The sequence below is a fragment of the Salipiger sp. 1_MG-2023 genome, assembly GCF_030547555.1.
Classification (GTDB): Bacteria; Pseudomonadota; Alphaproteobacteria; order Rhodobacterales; family Rhodobacteraceae; genus Salipiger.
Genome location: NZ_JAUOQN010000022.1, coordinates 1 through 21,465, shown reverse-complemented (window position 1 = coordinate 21,465; position 21,465 = coordinate 1). Strand labels below are relative to the sequence as shown.

Annotated in this window: 19 protein-coding genes; 7 read left to right on the top strand and 12 right to left on the bottom strand. The window is 64.0% G+C overall.

Annotated elements, in window-relative coordinates; translation table 11 throughout:
• Positions 1–168 precede the first annotated feature (168 nt).
• The 9 genes from Q4543_RS12225 to Q4543_RS12185 all read right to left on the bottom strand — a co-directional run bounded on the left by Q4543_RS12225 (position 169) and on the right by Q4543_RS12185 (position 9,660).
• On the bottom strand, positions 169–492 hold the full coding sequence (locus tag Q4543_RS12225) for a hypothetical protein (protein WP_303438644.1): 324 nt from the start codon (positions 490–492) through the stop codon (positions 169–171).
• Positions 493–653: 161 nt separating this feature from the next.
• The gene (locus Q4543_RS12220; protein ID WP_303438642.1) at positions 654–992 is read right to left on the bottom strand and encodes a hypothetical protein; all 339 of its coding nucleotides are present in this window, start codon (positions 990–992) and stop codon (positions 654–656) included.
• 619 nt (positions 993–1,611) lie between these two features.
• Entirely contained in the window at positions 1,612–2,085 is a 474-nt protein-coding gene (locus tag Q4543_RS12215) for a hypothetical protein (protein ID WP_303438640.1), read from the bottom strand.
• A 485-nt stretch (positions 2,086–2,570) separates the two neighbouring features.
• Positions 2,571–3,455 (bottom strand): formyltetrahydrofolate deformylase, encoded by an 885-nt coding sequence (purU, locus tag Q4543_RS12210; protein ID WP_303438637.1) that lies wholly within the window; start codon positions 3,453–3,455, stop codon positions 2,571–2,573.
• An 11-nt stretch (positions 3,456–3,466) separates the two neighbouring features.
• Positions 3,467–4,015 (bottom strand): sarcosine oxidase subunit gamma, encoded by a 549-nt coding sequence (locus Q4543_RS12205; RefSeq protein WP_303438635.1) that lies wholly within the window; start codon positions 4,013–4,015, stop codon positions 3,467–3,469.
• Positions 4,012–7,023 (bottom strand): sarcosine oxidase subunit alpha, encoded by a 3,012-nt coding sequence (locus Q4543_RS12200; RefSeq protein ID WP_303438633.1) that lies wholly within the window; start codon positions 7,021–7,023, stop codon positions 4,012–4,014. The genes Q4543_RS12205 and Q4543_RS12200 overlap by 4 nt, the downstream gene beginning before the upstream one ends.
• On the bottom strand, positions 7,020–7,334 hold the full coding sequence (locus Q4543_RS12195) for a sarcosine oxidase subunit delta (protein WP_303438631.1): 315 nt from the start codon (positions 7,332–7,334) through the stop codon (positions 7,020–7,022). The genes Q4543_RS12200 and Q4543_RS12195 overlap by 4 nt, the downstream gene beginning before the upstream one ends.
• 10 nt (positions 7,335–7,344) lie before the next feature.
• The gene (locus tag Q4543_RS12190; RefSeq protein WP_216001996.1) at positions 7,345–8,598 is read right to left on the bottom strand and encodes a sarcosine oxidase subunit beta family protein; all 1,254 of its coding nucleotides are present in this window, start codon (positions 8,596–8,598) and stop codon (positions 7,345–7,347) included.
• Between the two features lie 93 nt (positions 8,599–8,691).
• On the bottom strand, positions 8,692–9,660 hold the full coding sequence (locus Q4543_RS12185) for a GlxA family transcriptional regulator (RefSeq protein WP_252737338.1): 969 nt from the start codon (positions 9,658–9,660) through the stop codon (positions 8,692–8,694).
• A gap of 275 nt (positions 9,661–9,935) precedes the next feature.
• On the opposite strand from Q4543_RS12185, the gene Q4543_RS12180 reads away from it, so the two are divergent.
• Positions 9,936–12,497 carry an FAD-dependent oxidoreductase gene (locus tag Q4543_RS12180; protein WP_303438624.1) on the top strand — a complete coding sequence of 854 codons (2,562 nt, stop codon included), beginning with the start codon at positions 9,936–9,938 and terminating at the stop codon, positions 12,495–12,497.
• A 180-nt stretch (positions 12,498–12,677) separates the two neighbouring features.
• Here Q4543_RS12180 and Q4543_RS12175 read toward each other — a convergent pair whose 3' ends face one another.
• Positions 12,678–13,553, bottom strand: a complete 876-nt coding sequence (locus tag Q4543_RS12175) for a LysR substrate-binding domain-containing protein (protein ID WP_303438622.1) — start codon at positions 13,551–13,553, stop codon at positions 12,678–12,680.
• Positions 13,554–13,709: 156 nt separating this feature from the next.
• On the opposite strand from Q4543_RS12175, the gene Q4543_RS12170 reads away from it, so the two are divergent.
• From Q4543_RS12170 to Q4543_RS12145, 6 genes are all read left to right on the top strand, one after another.
• Positions 13,710–14,948 (top strand): aromatic ring-hydroxylating dioxygenase subunit alpha, encoded by a 1,239-nt coding sequence (locus Q4543_RS12170; RefSeq protein ID WP_303438620.1) that lies wholly within the window; start codon positions 13,710–13,712, stop codon positions 14,946–14,948.
• A gap of 3 nt (positions 14,949–14,951) precedes the next feature.
• Positions 14,952–16,022 (top strand): hybrid-cluster NAD(P)-dependent oxidoreductase, encoded by a 1,071-nt coding sequence (locus Q4543_RS12165; protein ID WP_216001991.1) that lies wholly within the window; start codon positions 14,952–14,954, stop codon positions 16,020–16,022.
• A gap of 126 nt (positions 16,023–16,148) precedes the next feature.
• On the top strand, positions 16,149–17,696 hold the full coding sequence (murJ, locus tag Q4543_RS12160; protein ID WP_303438618.1) for a murein biosynthesis integral membrane protein MurJ: 1,548 nt from the start codon (positions 16,149–16,151) through the stop codon (positions 17,694–17,696).
• 8 nt (positions 17,697–17,704) lie between these two features.
• Positions 17,705–19,192 (top strand): phospholipase D family protein, encoded by a 1,488-nt coding sequence (locus tag Q4543_RS12155; RefSeq protein ID WP_303438616.1) that lies wholly within the window; start codon positions 17,705–17,707, stop codon positions 19,190–19,192.
• Positions 19,193–19,390: 198 nt separating this feature from the next.
• Entirely contained in the window at positions 19,391–20,098 is a 708-nt protein-coding gene (locus Q4543_RS12150) for an AzlC family ABC transporter permease (protein ID WP_303438614.1), read from the top strand.
• Entirely contained in the window at positions 20,095–20,415 is a 321-nt protein-coding gene (locus tag Q4543_RS12145; RefSeq protein WP_216001987.1) for an AzlD domain-containing protein, read from the top strand. Before Q4543_RS12150 ends, Q4543_RS12145 begins: the two co-directional genes overlap by 4 nt.
• Here the strand turns inward: Q4543_RS12145 and Q4543_RS12140 are convergent, their stop codons facing one another.
• The gene (locus Q4543_RS12140) at positions 20,416–21,072 is read right to left on the bottom strand and encodes a hypothetical protein (RefSeq protein ID WP_303438612.1); all 657 of its coding nucleotides are present in this window, start codon (positions 21,070–21,072) and stop codon (positions 20,416–20,418) included. It abuts the gene before it with no gap.
• A 78-nt stretch (positions 21,073–21,150) separates the two neighbouring features.
• On the bottom strand, positions 21,151–21,285 hold the full coding sequence (locus Q4543_RS12135; protein ID WP_216001985.1) for an aa3-type cytochrome c oxidase subunit IV: 135 nt from the start codon (positions 21,283–21,285) through the stop codon (positions 21,151–21,153).
• Positions 21,286–21,465: the final 180 nt, after the last annotated feature.

The following is a 21,465-nucleotide window of genomic DNA, read 5'->3' as shown; positions in this document are numbered from 1 at the left end:
CGGCCTGATCGCCGGATGCCTCCGGCGGGGATATTTAGGGCCAGAAGAAACCGGGGCGCAGCGCCTTGTCTTCTTCTGGCAGGAAATATCCCGGGGGGAGGCTCCGAAAGGAGGCGGGGGGCAGCGCCCCCTCTGCCCTTTCTATCTGGACCCACGCCGGATCATTGCTCAAGCGCAGCCTTGCGCAGCTTTATGGTGACGGTCACACCATGAAGTGGGCGTCATCCTTGAAGGAACGGACGAAGGCAGGCTCTTTCGGATAGTGAATGGTGTCCCCGTCGTAGACTTGCCCTCCTGCGCGAACACCTCAGCCGCAGCTAGCCCCTGTCGGATCACGGCAGGGACGTCGCAGTTTATGTCGTTGATCTGCGCAAAATCGAATTCATCGACGGTGTCGACCCAAACGCCTTCAATCGTCTTTGAGTCAATAGCGTCATCGCCGAAGTCGCCATTCTTGAACGCGATGACTCCGACGGCCCCGAGCTTTTGCACGCCGGTATCCGCCTCTGATGTTGCCAGCGAGATATTAAATCCCGCTTCACTTACACTGTCGCAAGTGCGCGGTCACGAAATACCTGCCGTTCTGTATGTTGAGCATCGCACAGACCCGCGTGTTGCCGCCTCGCAGATCGCCGTGGATGCTCGCCTGTTGCTCACACTCGGTACCCAGCAGACCTCCATACCGCACCGTTCATCGGCTTGACGAGGGCGAGCAGCACCGGATTGCGGTACCCTCGCAGCGGAGCAACCGTTACCGGATCGATGGGCACCGACAGGGCGCCGCGTTCGCCGAGAGGGTTACCCGGATTGGCGAATACGTCTGCGCCCAGCGCATTGGCCGGCATGCCCTGCAAAGGCATCTTGCTGCCGTTGACGCTGACCCCGGCATTGCTGCCCTCCAGCCTGTGGGCCTCCAGCAGATCGTCGCCCGCACCGCCGCACAGTATTTCCAGACGCACCCTGTCGAGCCGCGTCGGTTCCGGCGAAACCAAGGTCGAGTTCCCGGGCTGGGGTCAGCACTTCGCCACCTTGCGCGATTAAGCTGATCGCGCCGCGGCCATCATCGAGCTTGCTGGCCGAGCTATGGGCGCTCTGGTGGTCGGCGATAGCAAATGCATCGCCCATCTGTCCGTCCGCCGCAGCCAGATGCTCGGCCAGTTTGTCGCCGTTGCGACCCTGAAGCACCACCTCCAGCTTGCCGGTCCCTCCCTGCGCCTATCCGGCCCAGATCATCGACACACTGTGGCCGTACAGGACGTCGGTCGTCGACTTCGTGCTGTTGAGACTGGCCGCGTTCTCGAGCGCGGCCAGCGCGCAAAGATCACCCTGCCCGGTGACGAAAACGCTAATCGCCAGCACCCGCAAAACGCATCCGGCCCGCCCGGCAATGCTACCTCACCGTGATTCAGCAGGTCTACGCCCGAGGTCAGACAGAGAATACCGCCATCAACTGCTGCGCCCGCCAAGGCCAGAAAATGGTCGCGGATACTGCCTGCCTCGTCTTGCGTTTCAACGCCGTAGACCACCCGCCCCATGCCGATCGACAGCGCCAGCGTGCGGATCCGTATCAAGCGCGCAACATCGGCGCTGATGCTGCGGATCTGGGCAAGCTCACCGGACTGGCTGTCCGCTCGAGCTCCTCGGGCGTGTCGCATTGCGACAGCCGCTGGCGTCGATCAGCGCCTGCCGATCTTCGGCCAGATCGGGCATGGTTACGCGTGCAGACAGAGTCACCTCATAGGCCAGCAGCAGCCCGTCGTCGGAGGTCAGTTCGAACATCCCGGCATCGAGGGCTGAAGCGAGGCCGCTCTCGGTCCCCCTGCGGCCGGGGGAAAAGCCCAGACCGCACGCCGCAGTCTCAAAGATGCGCAGTTCTACCACCGCGCCAGCCGCATCATGGCATTCTGGCGTGTCTCTGCCTTCAAGCCTGTCGGTGAAATCAAGCACCTGCTGGCCTTCGAGCAGATCGCGGAAGGAAATGCCCGGCGGGGGCCGCGCGTTTTCGTCGGACAGCGTGACAGCCGACACCACATCGAGGCTAACAAGGAAGATGTCATTGCCGGTGCCGCCGATCGCAGCAATCAACTCGCTGGCGCCGCCGATGAATGCGCTGCCAAAGGCGAATACGCATAACTCGGCAAGGCCGAACAGCGATGGCGGGATTTACCATGTAACGCCGCCAGCTGACGGCGACCGACCTGCGCAAGTCGTCCTCCCGGATAACCGGCACCAAGACCATCGCCCTGCCCGAAGCTGCCGATGCGGAGGAACCCACGCCTATCGCCCAATCACGGCCCCCCGCGCGCAGCACCACGGTTACGCTGCCCGGCTATGCTCGCCGCAAGACAACTGTCCGACCAGCGCCTTCAATACCAACTCTCTGCGTCGCAGCCTCAGCGCGCGCACCAAAGACCTCGGCTCGCCCGGACATAGGCAGATCTGCGGGCCTGGAATCCCGACACCTGCCCGCAAGGTGCCGCGCCCCATCTTCATCTTGCCCGATAAACTCCGGGGGGAGCGCGTCGCGCGGGGGGCTGGCCCCCCTCTGCCCTCTCCCCCGAGGCGCAGCGTCAGCCCATCCGTTCCGATGCGTATTCTCCCGGAGACGCCGGGAACACCACCGTTTTGTCACCGTTCAGAAACACCCGCCGATGGATATGCGCATGGATCGCCCGGCTCAGCACCGCCGATTCCACATCGCGCCCAAGCGAGACATAATCCCCCGGCGATTGCGCGTGGGTCACCCGCACCGTGTCCTGCTCGATGATCGGCCCTTCATCCAGATCCGCGGTCACATAATGCGACGTCGCCCCGATCAGCTTTACCCCCCGCTCGAACGCCTGCTTGTAAGGGTTGGCCCCTTTGAAAGACGGCAGGAACGAGTGGTGAATGTTGATGATCCGCCCCGACATCTCGCGGCACATCTCATCCGACAGGATCTGCATATAGCGCGCCAGCACGATCAGCTCGGCCCCGGCATCGCGCACGACCCGCATGATCTCGGCCTCGGCCTCGGGCTTGTTCTGTGGCGTCACCTTGATGCAATGGAACGGAATGTCATGGTTCACCACGACCTTCTGATAATCCATGTGATTGCTCACCACCGCCACGATGTCGATGGGCAGCGCCCCGATGCGCCAGCGGTACAGCAGATCGTTCAGGCAATGCCCGAACCGCGACACCATGATCACCACCTTCATCTTTTGCGACGGATCGTGGAAAGCAAACTCTGCCTCCAGCCGCTCGGCCAGTGGCGCAAAACTGGTCGCAAGCCCCTCGCGTGTTGCGCCCTGCTCAGAGGCAAAGCTGAGCCGCATGAAGAAACGGTCGTTCTCGATATCCGAGAACTGCGAGCTGTCGTGAATGTTGCAGCCCTGCTCGGTGAGGAATGCCGAGATCGCGGCCACGATGCCCGGTCGCACCGGGCAGGAGACGGTCAGAAGGATACGGGACATATGCGTGCCTTTCAGGGCGCTTCGGCGGCGAGCTCTCGCGCGCCGGTCTTGAGCAGGTCGAGGATATGCGGTGCGAAGCTGTTCCAGCAATCGATGCGGAACGCGTCCGGTGCATCGCGCCACAGGATCACCGTCACCCCGTCGAACACCGTGCGTCGGCCCGATCCGGGCGCGATCTTGGCAATATCGCGCGGGCAGCCAAGGGTCAGCAACTCGGCGGCGCGCGGCCCGTCGATCACGAAGCTGACCTCGCGCGCCGAGACATTCACCAGACTGTGCGGCTGCGCGGCATATAGCGCAGACAGCGCGGCCTCGACCGCCCCCGCATCCGCCAACGACGTGTGCAGCATCCACTCATCAGGGCCAAGGCGCAGCGTCTCGCGCTCCCCGGCGCTGGCGCGACTGCCCAGCGCGCCGCCCAGCGACAGGCCCAGCGCCGCCTCGAACGGCGCAAGATTGTCCCGCAGGCGCAGCGAAAAGCGGCTGCGCGGCGCGGCCATCGCGATCCGCACAGCGGCGGTCTCGGCCAGAAAGTCGGATTGGGATGTCAGGGCATTCATGCGGCAACTCCTTGATCGGCGGGGATCTTCAGGCGGCTGTTTTCCGGGTCGGCAAAGACGGTCGAGGTGATCTTGGCGGCGATGGTGCGGTCCGGCATCGGGATATAGACGGTTTGCCCCATGCGCCCGTGCCCGCCCGCCACCAGCGCCAGCGCGATCGGCTGGCCGGTGGTGCCCACGTCGTAAGACGAGGTCACATGCCCCACCATGGTCATCGGAACCGGCTGGGCCGCGTCAAAGACGATCTGCGCGCCCTCTTCCAGCTTGGAGCCATCCTCGGTCAGCAGGCCGACCAGTTGCTTGCGTCCCTCTGCCACCAGATCGGGCCGCGCAAGGCCGCGCTTGCCGACAAAATCGGGCTTGGATTTGCCCACGGCCCAGCCCATGCCCGCATCATAGGGCGTGACCGTGCCGTCGGTGTCCTGACCGACGATGATATAGCCCTTTTCTGCCCGCAGAACGTGCATGGTTTCCGTGCCATAGGGGGTGATGCCATAGGGCTGCCCGGCCTGCCACAGCGTTTCCCACAGCTTGCGGCCCATCGGTGCGGGCACGTTGACCTCGAACCCGATCTCGCCGGTAAAGCTGACGCGGAACAGCCGCGCCGGCATCCCCGCAACAGTGCATTCCACGCAGGACATATGCGGGAACGCTTCTTCGGTCAGGGTCACATCGGTCAGCGGCTGCAGCAGCTTTGCCGCCATCGGACCGTTGAGCGCGATGGTCGACCATTCCTCGGTGGTCGAGGTCAGCCAGACATTGAGGTCGGGCCATTCGGTCTGAAGGTAATCCTCCATCATGTTCAGCACCCGCGCCGCACCGCCGGTGGTGGTGGTGACGTGGAACTTGTCCTGCCCCATACGCCCGATGACACCATCGTCGCGGATGAAGCCATCGTCGCCGCACAGCAGGCCATAGCGGCAGCGCCCGACGCCCAGCTTGGTCCATGGGTTGGTGTACATGCGATTCATGAATTCCACCGCATCGGGGCCGACAACCTCGATCTTGCCCAGCGTCGAGGCATCGAAGATGCCGACCGAGGCGCGGGTGGCGGCGCATTCACGGCGCACCGCATCATCCATGCTTTCGCCGGGTTGCGGGAAATACCACGCCCGGCGCCACTGCGCGACCGGTTCGAACACCGCGCCGTGCTCTTGCGCCCAAGCATCGATCTGGGTCTTGCGGGTGACCTCGAAATGATGGCCGCGATGATAGCCCGCAAATGCGCCGAAGGTGGTTGGCGTGTAGGGCGGGCGGAAGGTGGTCAGGCCAACCTGCGGCTGCTTGCGGCCCAGCGCGTCGGACGCAATGTTGAGACCGTTGATGTTGGACATCTTGCCCTGATCGGTCGCCATGCCGTTGGTGGTGTAGCGCTTGACGTGCTCGATCGACCGCATGCCTTCGCGCACCGCAAGCCGCAGATCCTTGGCGGTGACGTCGTTCTGGAAATCGACAAAGGCCTTGGCCTTGCCGGCGGACAGATCGGTCGGCAGTTCCTTCATCGAGATGCCGGTGCCGGTGCGGTCCTGCGCAACGCCATAGACGTTTGCCACCCCGGCCTTGCCCAGCGCTGCCGCCGCAGCGCGGCCCTTTTCAGCGCCGTCGTTCAGCGCCGCCTCGATGCCCCAAAGCCCGCGGCTTGCGCCCGCGATGACGCAATCTTCGGGCGTTTCGTCGGGCAGGAAGGTGGTACGGTCTTCGTCCCACGCCAGCTTGCCCTTGGTGTGCGAGAACAGGTGCAGCGACGGCGTCCAGCCACCCGACATCAGCACCGCATCGCAGGAGATCTCCTCTCCGGCTTCGACACTGCCGCCGACAACCGGGTTCACCCGCAGCGATTTTACCCGCAGGCGGCCCTTGGTTGCCGTCGCGGTATGCGACAGCTTGACCGGGATGCCGCGCGCCCGCGCCTGCGCCAGCAGGGTTTCCGGGACGCCTTCGCGCAGATCGACGATGGCTTGCACCTTGGCCCCGGCATCGGCCAGATCGAAGGCCGCAAACCACGCGCTGTCATGGCTGGTGATCACCACGGGGCGCTTGCCAACAAGCACACCGTAGCGGTTGAGATAGGTCTGCGCCGCGCCAGCCAGCATCACGCCGGGACGGTCGTTGCCATGGAACACCAGCGGCTTTTCCAGCGCGCCCTGCGCCAGAACCACCTGCCCGGCGCGCACCCGCCAAAGCCGCTCGCGCGGGGTGTCATCGGGCAGTTGCGCCAGATGGTCGGTCAGCTTTTCGCACAGGCCGATCATGTTCTGATGGTAATAGGCAATCGCCGTGGTGCGAGTCATGACCTTGACGCCAGCCGCCTTCAGCGCCGCCAGTTCGGTGGCGATCCAGTCCCATGCGGGCGCGCCGTCGATCACCGCCTGCGGTTCGGACAGCAGCGTGCCGCCGATTTCGGCGTTCTCATCGACCAGCACAACGCTGAGCCCCTCGGCGCAGGCGGCCTTGGCTGCTGCGATGCCAGACGGGCCCGCCCCCACCACCAGCACATCGACATGCAGGTTGCGCGAGGCATAAAGATCGGGGTCTTCCTCGGTCGGGCTGACGCCAAGGCCAGCGGCGGCGCGGATGAACGGCTCATAGACCTTGTCCCAGAAGCTGCGCGGCCACATGAAGGTCTTGTAATAGAAGCCCGCCGAAAACAGCATGTAGGCGGCATCGTTCACCGCGCCGATGTCGAATTTCAGGCTCGGGTACTTGTTCTGCGCGTTGGTTTGAAGGCCTTCATAGATCTCCTGCACCGTGGCACGGGTGTTCGGCTCGAACCGGCCCGGCCCGCGGCGGGTGCCGATCAGGGCGTTGGGCTCTTCGCTGCCAGCGGCCACGGCGCCGCGCGGGCGGTGATATTTGAAGCTGCGCCCCATCAGGTGCACGCCATGCGCCAGCAGCGCCGAGGCGACGGTATCGCCACGCCCGCCGCTGTAGGTCTTGCCTTCGAAGGTGAAGCTGACCGGGCGCGAAAGATCGACCCGGCCCTTGCCGGGAACGCGATAGTGGCTCATTTGCCGCCCTCCGCCGAGGTTTCAAGAAGGCTGTCCAGCGCCGGGCGCGGGGCGCCTGCCGGATAGGTTGTCACGAACTTGTCGGACACGGTGTCGCGCACCGCGTTGAAGAACCGCCCGCAGCCGTGCAGGTGCCGCCAGCGTTCATAATGCAGGCCCTTGACGTTGGCGCGCATGAACAGGAATTCCGCCCAATCTTCGTCGCTGACTTCGGATGGGGTTTGCGGGCGGGCAATATGCGCCTCGCCAGCGTAGGCGAATTCCAGTTCGGGCAGGGTTTCGTTGCAGTAGGGGCAATGGATCAGAAGCATGTTTGAGACCTCAGTGCGCGACCGCTGCCGCGGCGGCTTCGTCGATGAGACGCCCGGTGCGGAACCGGTCGAGCGTGAAGGGGGCGTTGATCGGGTGCGGCTCGTCCTTGGCGATGGTGTGCGCAAAGACATGCGCCGAGCCGGGCGTAGCCTTGAACCCGCCGGTGCCCCAGCCGCAGTTGACATAGAGGTTGGGCACCGGAGTCTTGCCGATGATCGGCGAGCGGTCCGGTGTGTTGTCGGTGATCCCGCCCCATTTGCGCAACATCCGCATCCGGTTGAAGATCGGGAACACCTCGGAAATTGCCGCGATGGTGTGCTCGATCAGCGGCAGGCCGCCGCGCTGCGAATAGCTGACATACTGGTCGGTGCCAGAGCCGATCACCAGCTCGCCCTTGTCGGACTGGCTGCAATAGGCATGAACCGCGTTCGACATCACCACGCAGGGAAAGATCGGCTTGACCGGCTCGGATACCAGCGCCTGTAGCGGCATGGATTCCAGCGGCAGGCGCACGCCCGCCGTCGCCATGACCATGCTGTTATGCCCCGATGCCGAAACGCCGATCTTCTTGGCCTTGATGAAGCCCTTGTCGGTGTCGACCCCGATCACCGCGCCGTCTGGCCCGCGCCGGATCGCCTGCACCGCGCAGTTCTGGATGATGTCGACGCCCCGCGCCGCCGCGCCCCGCGCATAGCCCCAGGCCACCGCATCGTGGCGCGCCGTGCCCGCGCGTTCCTGCAGCGCGCCGCCCATCACCGGATAGCGCGCATCCTTGGCGATGTTGATCGGCGGGCAGTATTCCTTGCATTCCTCGGGGCTGAGCCAGCGGTTGTCGACGCCGTTCAGCCGGTTGGCATGGATGTGCCGCTTGAAGCTTTGCACGTCATGCACCGTGTGGGCCAGCATCAGACAGCCCCGGTTGGAATACATGACGTTGTAGTTCAGCTCTTGGCTGAGCCCCTGCCAAAGATCGACCGAATGGTCGAACAGCCGCGCGCTTTCATCATAGAGGTAGTTCGAGCGGATGATCGTGGTGTTGCGCCCGGTGTTGCCGCCGCCCAGCCAGCCCTTGTCGATCACCGCGATATTGGTGATGCCATGCTGGGTTGCAAGGTAATAGGCCGCGCCAAGCCCATGCCCACCGGCGCCGACGATGATCACATCGTATTCGGCCTTCGGCTGGCTTTCAGGCCATTGCGCGGGCCAGTGCTTGTGGCCCGACAGGGCGTTCTTGAAAAGGGAGAAGGCGGAAAAGCGCGTCATGACAGCACCCCGGCTGGGAGAAGATGTCAGTTGCGTAACGACAGGCCCCCGCCGCGGCGTGAAGATCCGCGTCAGTTCTATGGGATAATTGCGTCAGGCGTCCAAAGCCTCGCCGCGGCGCAGCGCAAGCGGCGTCAGGCCAAAGCGTTTGCGGAAGGCGCGGGACAGGTGCGACGAATCGCAAAATCCGCAATCCATCGCCACCTGAAGCACCGACTTGTCGGTATGGGTCACGAGGTGATGCGCCTGACTGAGCCGGATTTCCAGAAAGGCGGCCTGCGGCGACAGATCCAGCTCGGCGCGGAAATGCCGTTCGAGCCGGCGCTTGGACAGACCGGCGCGGCGGGCGATCTCGGCCACCGTGGGCGGCGTGTCGAGATGTTGCTGCATCACCAGCAGCGCGCGCAACACGATGGGATCGCGGGTGCGGAAATCCAGCGTCACGCCCGGCTGGGGTTTTTCGGCGGCATAGGCATCGTCGATGATCATGATGCGCAGGCTTTTGGATGCTGCCGCCCGGCCGACATGCTTGTCGACCAGCCACGCCGCCAGATGCGCCGAAGACGCCCCGCCCGAACAGGTCAGCCGGTCGCGATCGACCACGAATATCTGGTCGGTCACCGGCTCTAGCCCATCAAATTGCGCAAGAAAATCAGCATTGTGGAACCAGCTGACGCAGCAGCGGTAGCCCTCCATCAGCCCGGCCTGTTGCAGCAGGAATGCCCCCGAACAGACCCCGATCAGCGCCACGCCCCGAGCATCGGCATCATGCAGGAATTTCGTCATCACCGGGCCGAGGCTGGGCATCTCGTCCATCAGCCCGCCGACCACCACGATGTAATCGAAGCGCGACGGATCGCCGAGCCTCTCCTTGGGCTGCACCGGCACGCCGCAGGACGATGTCACCGGGTCCATGGTATCGGACAGCACCGACCAGTTGCACAGGATCGGGCGCGAGCGGTCGCCCTCATCCGCCGCCAGCCGCAGCACATCGACGAAATTGGCAAAGGCGCAAAGCGTGAAGCGGCGCGCCAGAATGAAGCCCACCCGAAGCCGTGCCATATCGGGCGCATTCATCCTTCCGGTGCGGGGCGAAGCGTGCCGCGTCTCCATGCCTGTAGCCTTTGTCGGAGAAACCTGAGGGCCTGTCGTAACCCTATTGCAGCCCTGCCGCAATTGTCCTCTTTTCAGCACAGGGTTTGGGGCAAACATCAAGACCAGAACAGCCGGGTGCCTGTCGTTTTCGATGCAACCGATGCCAGAGCAGGCATTGCAGGGCGCGATGCGGCGGGGAACACGGTGGACTCCCAGATCTTTTGCTTGAACGGACCACGCCCATGTCAGCATTCCCGGACCGCGCCCGCGTCGTTATTGTCGGCCTTGGCGGCATCGTCGGCGCCTCGGTTGCGCATCATCTCATCGAACGCGGCTGGGACGACATCGTCGGCATCGACAAGTCGGCCATCCCGACCGACATCGGCTCGACCGGCCACGCGTCGGATTTCTGCTACGTCACCGCCCATGATCAGCTGAGCACGTGGACATCGATGTATTCCGTCGATTTCTACGAGAAGCTGGGCCATTACAGCCGCATCGGCGGGCTAGAAGTCGCCCGCACCGGCGATGACGAGCGCATGCAGGAACTGCGCCGCCGCTGCGATTCCGGGCGCGCCTTCGGCACCCGCGTCAAGATGATCTCTGCCGCCGAGGCCAAAGAGAAATTCCCGCTGCTGGAAGAAGACCAGATCCAGGGCGCCATGTGGGACCCGGACGCCGGCCTCGTGGTGCCGCGCTCGCAGACCGTTGCGGGCAAACTGGTGGATGCCGGCGAAAAGGCCGGCAAGCTGCGCGCCTTTGCCAACACCCCGGCGCTGGAGCTGCTGCAGGAAAACGGCCGCGTGGTCGGCGTAAAGACCCATCGCGGCAGCATCATGGCCGATCATGTCATCGTCTGCGCCGGTCTCTGGGGCCGCCTGATAGCCGACATGGTAGGCGAAGATCTTCCGGTGATGCCCGTCGATCACCCGCTGACCTTCTTCGGCCCCTATGATGAATTTGCCGGAACCGGTCTGGAAATCGGTCGCCCGCTGCTGCGCGATCAGGGCAATTCGGCCTATATGCGCGACACCGGCGATCCTGCCACCACCGAGGGTGGCCAGATGGAATGGGGCTATTACTACGAGAAAGAGCCGCGTCTGGTGCACCCGCGCGACATTCTCGAAAAGGGTCAGGCGCGGCTTGGGCCGTCGATGCGCGATCTCGTTCTGGAAGACGTGATCGAACCGCTTGAAAAGGCGATGGAACTTACCCCGATCCTTGCCGAGCTTGGCTTCAACGAAAGCCATTCGTTCAACGGCCTGCTGCAGACCACCACCGATGGCGGCCCGTCGATGGGCGAAAGCCGCAAGCTGCGCGGCCTGTGGTACGCCGTGGCGATCTGGGTCAAGGACGCGCCGGGCATGGCCAAGCTGCTGGTCGACTGGATGACCGACGGGCGCACCCATATCGACCACCACGGCATCGATTACGCCCGCTTTCAGGATTTCCAGCTGACCGAAGAATTCATCTGGGGCCGCTGCGAAGAGACCGCAAAGAAAATCTACAACCCGCCGGTCCACCCGCGCGAGCCCTTCGGCAATGCCCGTGGCATCCGCCGCTCGCCCTTCTACGAGCGCGAAGTCGAACTTGGCGGCCATTTCATGGAGCTGGGCGGCTGGGAGCGGGCGCATGGCTATGCGGCCAACGATCACCTGCTGGAAAAATACGCCGATCAGGTGCCGGTGCGCGAAAACGAATGGGACAACCGCCATTTCTGGCGCGTCTCCAACGCCGAACAGCTTGAGATGAGCAACGACTGCGCCATCATCAACCTGTCGCATTTCCACATGACCGACATCGAAGGCCCCGATCACGTCGCCCTGATGGAATGGCTCTGCGCCGCGAAAATCGGCGGCGACAACATGATCGGCAAGGGCATCTATACCCACATGCTCGACGATGACGGCATGGTGCGGGCGGATTTCACCGTGTTCCGCATGGGGGATCGCATCCGCATGGTGAACGGCGCCGATGCCGGCCCGCGCGATCTGATGTACATGAAGCGCACCGCGCAGGATCGCGGCCTTGACGTGACCATCACCGATGTGACCGAAAAGTTCACCACCATCGGCATCTGGGGGCCCAACGCCCGCGACATGCTGAAAAAAGTGGTGGCCGATCCCGCCGGGCTGGATATTGAGAACTTCCCCTTTGCCGCCATCAAGCCGATCGAGATCGCCGGCAAGACCGTCACCGCCTTTCGGATTTCCTATGTCGGCGAGCAGGGCTGGGAGCTGCACATGCCCTACGACGACGGCCTCGCCGTCTGGGATGCGCTGCGCGAAACCGGCGTCATGGCGATGGGCGTGGAAACCTATGCCAACTCGCGCCGACTGGAAAAATCGCTGCGGCTTCAGAACGCTGACCTGCATACCCAGTACAACCTCTACGAAGCCGATCTGGCCCGCCCCAAGGTCAAGGAAGCTGACTTCCGCGGCAAGGCAAAGCACCTCGAATATCGCGCCCGCGACAAGCAGCCCGCGATGCTGTGCACGCTGGTGATGACCGACAATGTCGATTCCAACGGCGTTGCGCGTTATCCGGTCAACACCATGCCGGTGATGGACCCCGATACAGGTAAGGTGCTGGTCGATAGCGAAGGCCGCCGGTCTTTCACCTCAAGCCAGGCCTACGGGCCGAGCGTCGGCAAGAACATCATGCTGGCCTATCTGCCGCAGGAATATTGCGAAATCGGGCGCAAGCTTCAGGTGACCTATTTCGACGAGCCCTTCCCCGTCGAAGTCGCGGGCATCGGCTATGCGCCGCTCTATGACCCCGAGAACCTCAAGCCGCGCAGCTGAGGCCACCACCAACAGACAAAAAACCGGCGACACCCCCTCGCCGGTTTTTTCATGCCTTCAAAAGTGCGCCCTGCCGAGCCGCGGCACTCGTTCTAAAATACATTCACAAAGACGATTCGACAGGACGCAAGCCTGTTTTAACCGCCATGGGTGACAAAACCTGACAGCCTGCGGGGACACTCATTCAGATTCTGCAAGCCAGTCCGCAAACAGCCGCGCATTGGCCGACGCGCCGCCATGGATGCGCAGGTAAAACGGCAGCGGCGACTCCATCGCTTCGGGCAGCAGCTGCACCAGCCGCCCCCGGTCCAGATAGCTGCCCAGCAGCCCTTCCCAGCCCAGCACCGCGCCGATGTGATCCTCGGCCGCATTCAACGAAATCAGATAGTTATTGAGGAAAAAGCCCGGCCCAACCGGGGGCTCGGCGCCCATCGCGGCAAACCATTCCGGCCATTCGGTATAAGGATTCGTGCCCGACTGGGTGTGGATCAGCGGTGCCGCCCGCAGATCATCAAGCGAGGTGATTCCCTGCGTGTGGGCAAATTCCGGAGAGCCAAGCGCAATGATACGGTCGCGCAGCAGCACGCGCGTTTCGTCGGTTTCGCGTGCAGGATCGCCGTAATGGATCGACAGATCGACGCCCTGCGCCATGCCTTCGTCCTGGATCACCTGCGATATCGCGACCTGCGGATGCGCCTTCCAGAAGGTCGCAAGCCGCGGCGTCAGCCACAGCCCACTCATCGCGGTGGTCGCAGCGATCGACACCCCGGCCCGCGTGTGCCGCCCGCGGATGCGCACCACCGTGTCGGAAATCGTCTCGAAACCGCGTTGCAATGCGACGAACAGCAGGGCGCCCGCCTCGGTCAGTTCGACTCCGCGATACTGGCGATTGAACAGCGCCTGCCCAAGGTCGTGTTCCAGCGCCTTGATCCGGTGACTGACCGCAGCCGGAGTCACGTTAAGTTCGCCCGCCGCCTGCTTGAAGCTTAAATTCCGGGCAGCCGATTCAAAGCAGGCGAGGTCGCCAAGCGACGGGAGATCATAGGGCTTACGCATGGAAATGTCGCTTTTGTCTCGGCCATGTCGAAAACGGATCATCCGCTATTTAGACATTAGTCAGGCTAACCCGAGATGAATATTTTGCCAATTGCCAAGCAGCGCGTACAATGGGCTAAAGCGAAAGATATCGTCCCCCTGCCCGGAGCATCCGCCATGGCACGTCCCACCGCTTCGCTTCCCGAGCTTCTGCTCGCTCACCGGCCCGGCCATGCGCTTGAGCAGCCGTTCTACACCGACCCCGCGATCTACGAGACCGATCTGGAAACCATCTGGTACCGCGAATGGCTTTATGCCTTTCCGGCCTGCATGCTGGAAAAGACCGGCGCCTATCAGCGGCTGAAGATCGGCGTTTACGACGTGATCGTCGTGCGCGATGCCAAGGGCAAGATCAGCGCCTTTCACAACAGCTGTCGCCATCGCGGCTCGATCATCTGTTCGGCGAGCAAGGGGCGTGTGGCGAAACTGACCTGCCCGTATCACCAATGGACCTATGACCTTGACGGCAAGCTGATCTGGGCGCGCGACATGGGCCCGGATTTCGACGCCACGCAGCACGGCCTGAAGCCGGTGCATTGCGAGATCGCCTCGGGCCTTGTCTTTATCTGCCTTGCCGAGGACGCACCGGATTTCGACGCCTTTGCCGCCACCGTGTCGCCCTATCTTGGCGTGCACGACCTGAGCGATGCCAAGGTCGCCCACCAGTCGACCATCATCGAAAAGGGCAACTGGAAGCTGGTCTGGGAAAACAACCGCGAGTGCTATCACTGCGCCGGCAACCACCCCGACCTGTGCCGCACCTACCCCGAGGACCCGTCGATCACCGGCGTGTCCGCCGATGGTACCTTCCCCGAAAAGGTCGAGACCCACTTCAACCGCCTCGAAGCCGCGGGCGCCCCGTCGCGATTCAAGATGGATGAAGACGGCCAGTTCCGGGTGGCGCGCATGCCGCTGCTCGACGGCGCGGAAAGCTACACGCTGACCGGCAAGATCGCCGTACAGAAGCCGCTTGGCAAGATCCCGTTCAAGGATGCGGGCACGCTGCTGATGTTCCATTATCCGACCACGTGGAACCATTTCCTGTCGGATCATTCGATCACCTTCCGCGTCACCCCCATCGGCCCGCAGGAAACCGAAGTGCAGACCACATGGCTGGTCCACAAGGATGCGGTCGAGGGCGTAGATTACAATCTCGAAGACCTGACGGTGGTGTGGGAGCACACCAACGACGAAGACCGCCGCGTCGTCGAGGACAACCAGCAGGGCATCAACTCGCCCGCCTTCGTGCCGGGCCCCTATTCGCCCACCCACGAAGACGGCGTGCTGCAATTCGTTGGCTGGTATCTTGACCGGATGCGCAAAGCCCACGTGCCCGGCGCGCTGGCTGCGGAGTAAGACATGCTGAACAAGACCGATCCGTGGACCGACGACGAGCCACTTGAATGTGTCTCGATCCTTCCCGAAACGCCGAACGTCATCACCGTGTGCTTTCAGGCGCCCTCAGGTCGGCCATTTGACTTCAAGGCCGGGCAGTTCCTGACGCTGGAACTGCCCGTGCCCGGCGGGCCGCTGTACCGGACATGGACAATCAGCTCGTCGCCCTCGCGCCCGCTGTCGCTGACCCTGACCATGAAGGCGCAGCCCGACAGCATCGGCACGCGCTGGGTGATGGACAACCTCAAGCCGGGCATGACGCTCAAGGCGCTTGGCCCGGCGGGCCGCTTCACCGCCCACGAGCACCCGGCGGAAAAGTACCTGTTTATCTCGGCGGGCAGCGGCATCACCCCGATGATGTCGATGACCACCGAGATCTACGACAAGGGCCGCAGCTGCGACATCGTCTTCGTCAACTGTGCCCGCAAACCCTCCGAGATCATCTTCCGCGAGCGGCTGGAACATATCGCCTCGCGCTCCGAGGGGATCGAGCTGAAATGGGTGGTGCAGGAAAAGGACAAGTTCCGCCCGTGGACCGGCTTTCAGGGCCAGTTCAACCAGCTGATGCTGGGCCTGATGGCGCCTGACTACCTTGAACGCGAAGTGTTCTGCTGCGGGCCTGAGGGCTTCATGACCTCGGTGCGCGAGGCGCTGGCCGGGCTTGGCTACGACATGGACCGCTATCATCAGGAAAGCTTTCAGGCACCGGGCACACCGGGGCCGGAACTGGTCGAAGCGCCGATTCCCGAAGACGATCTGCCCGAGGAAAACGTGCAGGCCGAGATCGTCTTCGACATGTCCGAGAAAACGATCTCGGTGCCCGAGACCGAGACCGTTCTTGCCGCTGCCCGCAGCGCGGGAATCGCAATCCCCTCGGGCTGCACCTTCGGCGTCTGCGGCACCTGCAAGACGATGAAACTGTCGGGCGAGGTGCACATGGTTCACAACGGCGGCATCACCGAAGACGAGATCGAGGAAGGCTACATCCTCGCCTGCTGTTCCAACCCGCGCGGCAAGGTCGTGCTGGATCTGTGACGCGTTTGCCGCCGGGGCACGACCCGGCGGCGCTCACGGCGGCGGCATTCGTTGTGGATGCCGCTTCCCATCCGCCCCCGCCTTCGGCTAGCACTGCCGAAACCAGCCAAGAGGGGCAACACATCCATGAAACCAATTCGCCTGATCTCGGGCGTCCTGACCGTCGGGTTCTGGACGCTGGCCAGCCGCGTGCTCGGGCTGGTGCGCGACACGGTGATCCTCGCGCTGATCGGGCCGGGGCCGGTGATGGACGCCTTTGTCGCCGCCTTCCGCCTGCCCAACATGTTCCGCCGCTTCTTTGCCGAAGGCGCGTTCAACGCCGCTTTCGTGCCGATCTTTTCCAAAAAATACGAAGGCGAGGAAAACCCGCTGGTCTTTGCCCGCGACGCGCTGAACGGGCTGGCAACGGTGCTTTTGGTGATCACCGCGCTGGCGCTGGTGTTCATGCCGGCGCTGGTCTGGGCCACGGCGGGCGGTTTTGCGCAGGATGCCCGGTTCGATCTGACGGTTGGTTTCGGGCGGGTGGTGTTTCCGTATATCCTGTTCATCTCGCTCGCGGCGCTGTTTTCCGGGGCGCTGAACGCCACCGGGCATTTCGCCGCCGCCGCCGCCGCGCCGACGCTGCTGAACGTGCTGGTGATCACCGCGATGCTCGCGGGCTACCTGCTGGGCGACGAGGTCATCTGGTGGCTGATCTGGACCATCCCGCTGGCGGGCGTGGCGCAGCTGGCGCTGGTCTGGGTGGCGGCAGAGCGTTCCGGGGTCAAGGTGCGCCCCGGTCGGCCGCGCTGGACCCCCGACATGAAGCGGCTGCTGCGCGTTGCCATTCCTGCCGCGCTGGCCGGGGGGGTCATGCAGATCAACCTACTGGTCGGGCAGCAGGTTGCCTCGCAATTCGGGCAGGCTGTCAGCTGGCTTTACGCCGCCGACCGGCTGTACCAGCTGCCGCTGGGCGTGGTGGGCATCGCCGTGGGCATCGTGCTGCTGCCGGACCTGTCGCGCCGGCTCAAGGCGCAGGACAACGACGGCGCGCAGCACGCGTTTTCCCGCGCCGGGGAAATGGCTCTGGCGCTGACCCTGCCTGCCGCAGCGGCGCTGGTCATCGTGCCGCTGCCCATCGTTTCGGTGCTGTTCGAACGCGGTCGCACCACCCATGCCGACGCCGAGGCCATCGCGCTGGCGGTGGCGATCTACGGGTTGGGCCTGCCCGCCTTTGTCTTGCAAAAGGTGCTGCAACCGCAGTTCTTTGCCCGTGAGAACACCCGCACGCCGTTCTATTACGCGCTGTGGTCGATGGCGGTGAACGCGATTCTGGCCGTGGGTCTCGTGCCGGTGGCGGGCTGGCTGTCGCCCGCCATCGCCACCACCGCGGCGGCATGGGTCATGCTGGTGATGCTGTTCGTCGGTGGCCGCCGCCTTGGCGACACCGCCCGCTTTGACGCCCGTTTCCGCAAGCGCTGGCCGCGTATCCTGATCGCCTCCCTGATCATGACGGGCGTTCTTTGGGGAACCTATTTCGGTCTCGGCAGTATGCTATCCATGAACTACTGGCGTTACATTGCTCTGATCCTTCTTGTTGTCACAGGCATGGCCGCCTACGCCCTCGCCGGTCATGTGATCGGCGCCTTCAGGCTGTCCGATTTCCGGTCTGCCCTGCGCCGCAAAAGAAGCTGAGAGCCCGCATGACCCTGACCTCCCTCATCACCGCCTCCGAAGGCTTTCCCGCGCTCGAACGCCTCGCCATGAGCGCGACGCGGGAGCTGGTGATGTCGTTCCGCATTCTCGATCCAAGGACCAAGCTGCATTGCCTTGCACACCTTGATCAGGGCATGACCACATGGGCCGACCTGCTGACCGAGGTGGCGCGCAAGGGGGTCAGGATTCGGCTGATCCTTGCAGATTTCGACCCGGTCTTTGCCGAACCGCTGCACCGTCTGGCATGGCGCTCGGCCACCGGGTTTGCGCAGTCGGTCAAGGGCGATGTGCAGATCCTCTGTGCGCCGCATGGCCAGCTTGCCGGGCCGGTCTGGCGCTGGATCATGCGCACCCGGATCGGAGAAAAGCTAAAGGATCTGAACAGCAAGGACCCGGCCGAGCTGACCCCGATCCAGCGCACGCTGATCAAGGGGCCGGTCCTGCTGCGCCCGGTGACGCTGCATCAGAAATTCGCCGTCGCCGATGGCACGCGCTGCATCATCGGCGGACTCGACGTGAATGATCGGCGCTGGGACGATTTCAGCCACGATCAGCCCCCGGACGAGACATGGCACGACGTGTCGATGCAGGTCGACGATGCCGATTATGCCGCCGCCCTGCGGCTGCATTTTTGCGAAACATGGAACCGCGCGCTGGACTGCGGCACCCCCGCCATGCTGGGCGAGGCCGACCGCATGGACATCAGCCAGCGCCCCCAGCCTCCCGCCGATCTGCGCCTGCTGCGCACCGTCTCCGAGCCGCGCCGCGGCCCGGTGCAACTGGCCCCCAAGCCCATCGCCACCGAACACGAACGGGCGATGATCCAGCTGATGGGCGAGGCGCGGCACTTCGTCTATATCGAAACGCAGTTCCTGCGTCATCGACCGCTGGTTGATGCCATGGTGCGCGCCGCAAAACGCGCGCCCGAGCTTCAGCTGATCATTGTGCTGCCCCCTGCGGCGGACCGGGTGCTGTTTGACAGCGATGTCGGCTGGGATGCCCGCGCCGCCCACGCGCTTCAGACCGAGGCGGCGAACCGGCTGGCGCATGCCTTTGGCGACCGGCTGGCAATGATCTCGCCCGCGCAGCCGGTGCCCGCCAAGGACGGCGAGGCGGATGTGCTGAAATCGGGGCCGATCTACATTCACTCCAAGGTCTGCGTGGTCGATGACCGGGTCGGGATGGTCGGCTCGGCCAATCTCAACGGGCGCTCGATGCGCTGGGACACCGAGGCTTCGGTGATGTTCCGCCGCCCGGATGCCGCCAAAGAGATCCGCGAGCGGCTGGCGGAAAAATGGCTTGGCCCGACGATTGCCGGGGCCAGCACCACGCAGGCGCGCACATGGCGTCAGGCGGCGCTGAGCAATGCCGCCAAGGACCCGCAGGACCGCGAGGGTTTTGCCCTGCCCTATCCAATGGCGAGCGGACGCAAGTTCGCCCGCTCTGTGCCGGTGCTTCCGGCCGACATGTTCTAGACTGAAGCGCCGCGTCCAAGACGACCTGTGCCAACATCCGGTTGCCTGAAGACAGCCGCCCGAAATCCGCGAGCCGCTGTCGTTCCGCCCAGCCAATCGTCCATCAAGACGCGGCCAGCGTCCAAGGCAGGCAGGGTTTGCATCTTGCCGCGCGCTTGGCTAGGGCTGCACGCAGAGCACGAGTTTCGGAGACCAAGGATGACCCCCGGCGACGTCAAGTCAAGCTACTGGAAGGGCGTGCGCGGCGGGCTGCCCTTTATCCTTGTGATCGTGCCGTTTTCGACGCTGTTCGGGGTGATCTCGGTCGATGCGGGGCTGAGCGTGATCGAGGCGCTCAGCTTTTCGGTGGCGGTGATCGCCGGCGCGGCGCAGTTCACCGCGATCCAGCTTCTGCGCGATGACGCGCCAACGCTGGTGGTGCTGGCCTCGGCGCTGGCGGTCAACCTGCGGATGGCGATGTATTCGGCCTCGCTGACGCCGCATCTGGGCAAGATGCCGCTGTGGAAACGCGCCGTGGCCGCCTATCTGACCATCGACCAGAATTACGCCATCTCGATCATCGAATACGAGCGCAACAAGGCGATGACCACCGCCGAGAAGTTCGCCTTTTTCCTTGGGGCGATCACGCCGCTTGCGCCGCTGTGGTATGTGTTCACGCTGGTTGGGGCGCTGCTGGGCACCGCGATCCCCACCAATACCGGGCTGGATTTCGCCATGCCCATCGCCTTTATCGCGATGATCGGCCCGGCGTTGAACACCGGCGCGCATCGCACCGCGGCGCTGGTGGCCACGATAGGATCGCTGATCTTTGCCTTCCTGCCGTGGAACCTCGGGCTGCTGGTCGCCGCCGGGCTCGGCATGGCCGCCGGGGCCGAAGTGGAACGCCGCGCGGGAGCAAGGGCATGATCGACCACGCACAGATCTGGATCATCATCGCCGGGCTCGGCATCGGCAGCTTTGCCCTGCGCTTCGTGTTTCTTGGCCTGATCGGAGACCGTGCCCTGCCCCCCGCCGTCATGCGCCACCTGCGCTATACCGCCGTGTCGGTACTGCCGGCGCTGGTGATGCCGCTGGTGGTCTGGCCGGTGGCCACCGATGGCGAGACCGACCCGCTGCGCCTTGCCGCTGCTGCCGTCACGCTGGCCATCGCCACGCTGCTGCGCAACGTGCTGGCGGCGATGCTGGCCGGCGCCGCGGTTCTTATCCTCGGCGCCTGGCTGTAATCACTGGATGACATCCGGCTCTGGCTGGCCGGTCTTTTGCAGGTGCTCGCGAAACAGCGCGATGGCCAGCGACTTGTCATCGACATCATCTTCGTGCAGCTCACGGGTGCTCACCCCCGGAAGTTGCCCGAATTGCCTTGCCAGTTTCTTGGGGAACCACGTCGTGCTGATGCTTTCGAAGCCCGGCAATTGCGCAAGGATCGACGAGGTCGATTTTGCGCAGTACGACTGCATCACCGAGCCGTTGGATATCGCCAGCCGCAGCGCCTGTTCGGCGACCTCGGGGGGCACCTCCACGCGTTGAATCCGCACACGATAAGTGGCGCGGGCATGGGCACGCTCATAGAAGCTCTCGAAGGTGGGGGTGATGCCGTACAGCACATCGTCGGCTTCGGTGATGTAGTCGGCCCGCACCGAGCCCGCCGGGTCGAAGATGACCCGCTGCGAGGGCGCGTTGATCATGATCGAGGAATGCGCCCCCTCGTCGGTGTTGTTGTTGATCATGGTATAAAGCGTGATCGCAGCCGGCCCATCATGGCGATAGGCGACAGCCGCTATCTGCTCGGGCGTGGCATTGGGGCGCTGGTTGCCGGGGGTCGTACACCCGGCAAGTGCAAGCGCCACGAGGACCGAAAGGCCCACGGCTCGAAAGATCATCCGTCACTGCTCCGTCCTGGGGATCCTTGCGATCAGGGGTTCCACATCGGGCAGATCAGGACAAGCGGTAATGGCCCGTCAGGCGCCCCAGAGCGCCAGCAGAACCACGATCACGAAGATCACGCCGACCGTCTTGATCACGAAATTGATGAACCCGGCAAAGGTCTTTTCCTGCACGGTGATATCCATGCTGCCGTGTTGATGTTCTGCCATGTGTGATCCTCCTTTGGCGGGTCTCCCCCGGGGAACAGGGGTAGCGCGAATCCAGCCGCCTGTCACCTGTGCAAAAGCATCTGTCCGCGGTGATTTCCCCCGGCTAGGTGTTCCATCCCGGATGATCACATAAACCCTCGGCGGTCTGCCCTTTTCATGGCAAGATCGGTTCTGAGGGAA

Coding starts and splice junctions, on each gene's coding strand:
- Q4543_RS12135 (WP_216001985.1), bottom strand. CDS start 21,285: ATGGCAGAACATCAACACGGCAGCATGGATATCACCGTGCAGGAAAAG.
- Q4543_RS12165 (WP_216001991.1), top strand. CDS start 14,952: ATGCTGAACAAGACCGATCCGTGGACCGACGACGAGCCACTTGAATGT.
- Q4543_RS12170 (WP_303438620.1), top strand. CDS start 13,710: ATGGCACGTCCCACCGCTTCGCTTCCCGAGCTTCTGCTCGCTCACCGG.
- Q4543_RS12150 (WP_303438614.1), top strand. CDS start 19,391: ATGACCCCCGGCGACGTCAAGTCAAGCTACTGGAAGGGCGTGCGCGGC.
- Q4543_RS12140 (WP_303438612.1), bottom strand. CDS start 21,072: ATGATCTTTCGAGCCGTGGGCCTTTCGGTCCTCGTGGCGCTTGCACTT.
- Q4543_RS12145 (WP_216001987.1), top strand. CDS start 20,095: ATGATCGACCACGCACAGATCTGGATCATCATCGCCGGGCTCGGCATC.
- purU (WP_303438637.1), bottom strand. CDS start 3,455: ATGTCCCGTATCCTTCTGACCGTCTCCTGCCCGGTGCGACCGGGCATC.
- Q4543_RS12200 (WP_303438633.1), bottom strand. CDS start 7,023: ATGAGCCACTATCGCGTTCCCGGCAAGGGCCGGGTCGATCTTTCGCGC.
- Q4543_RS12190 (WP_216001996.1), bottom strand. CDS start 8,598: ATGACGCGCTTTTCCGCCTTCTCCCTTTTCAAGAACGCCCTGTCGGGC.
- Q4543_RS12195 (WP_303438631.1), bottom strand. CDS start 7,334: ATGCTTCTGATCCATTGCCCCTACTGCAACGAAACCCTGCCCGAACTG.
- Q4543_RS12185 (WP_252737338.1), bottom strand. CDS start 9,660: ATGGCACGGCTTCGGGTGGGCTTCATTCTGGCGCGCCGCTTCACGCTT.
- Q4543_RS12180 (WP_303438624.1), top strand. CDS start 9,936: ATGTCAGCATTCCCGGACCGCGCCCGCGTCGTTATTGTCGGCCTTGGC.
- Q4543_RS12155 (WP_303438616.1), top strand. CDS start 17,705: ATGACCCTGACCTCCCTCATCACCGCCTCCGAAGGCTTTCCCGCGCTC.
- murJ (WP_303438618.1), top strand. CDS start 16,149: ATGAAACCAATTCGCCTGATCTCGGGCGTCCTGACCGTCGGGTTCTGG.
- Q4543_RS12205 (WP_303438635.1), bottom strand. CDS start 4,015: ATGAATGCCCTGACATCCCAATCCGACTTTCTGGCCGAGACCGCCGCT.
- Q4543_RS12175 (WP_303438622.1), bottom strand. CDS start 13,553: ATGCGTAAGCCCTATGATCTCCCGTCGCTTGGCGACCTCGCCTGCTTT.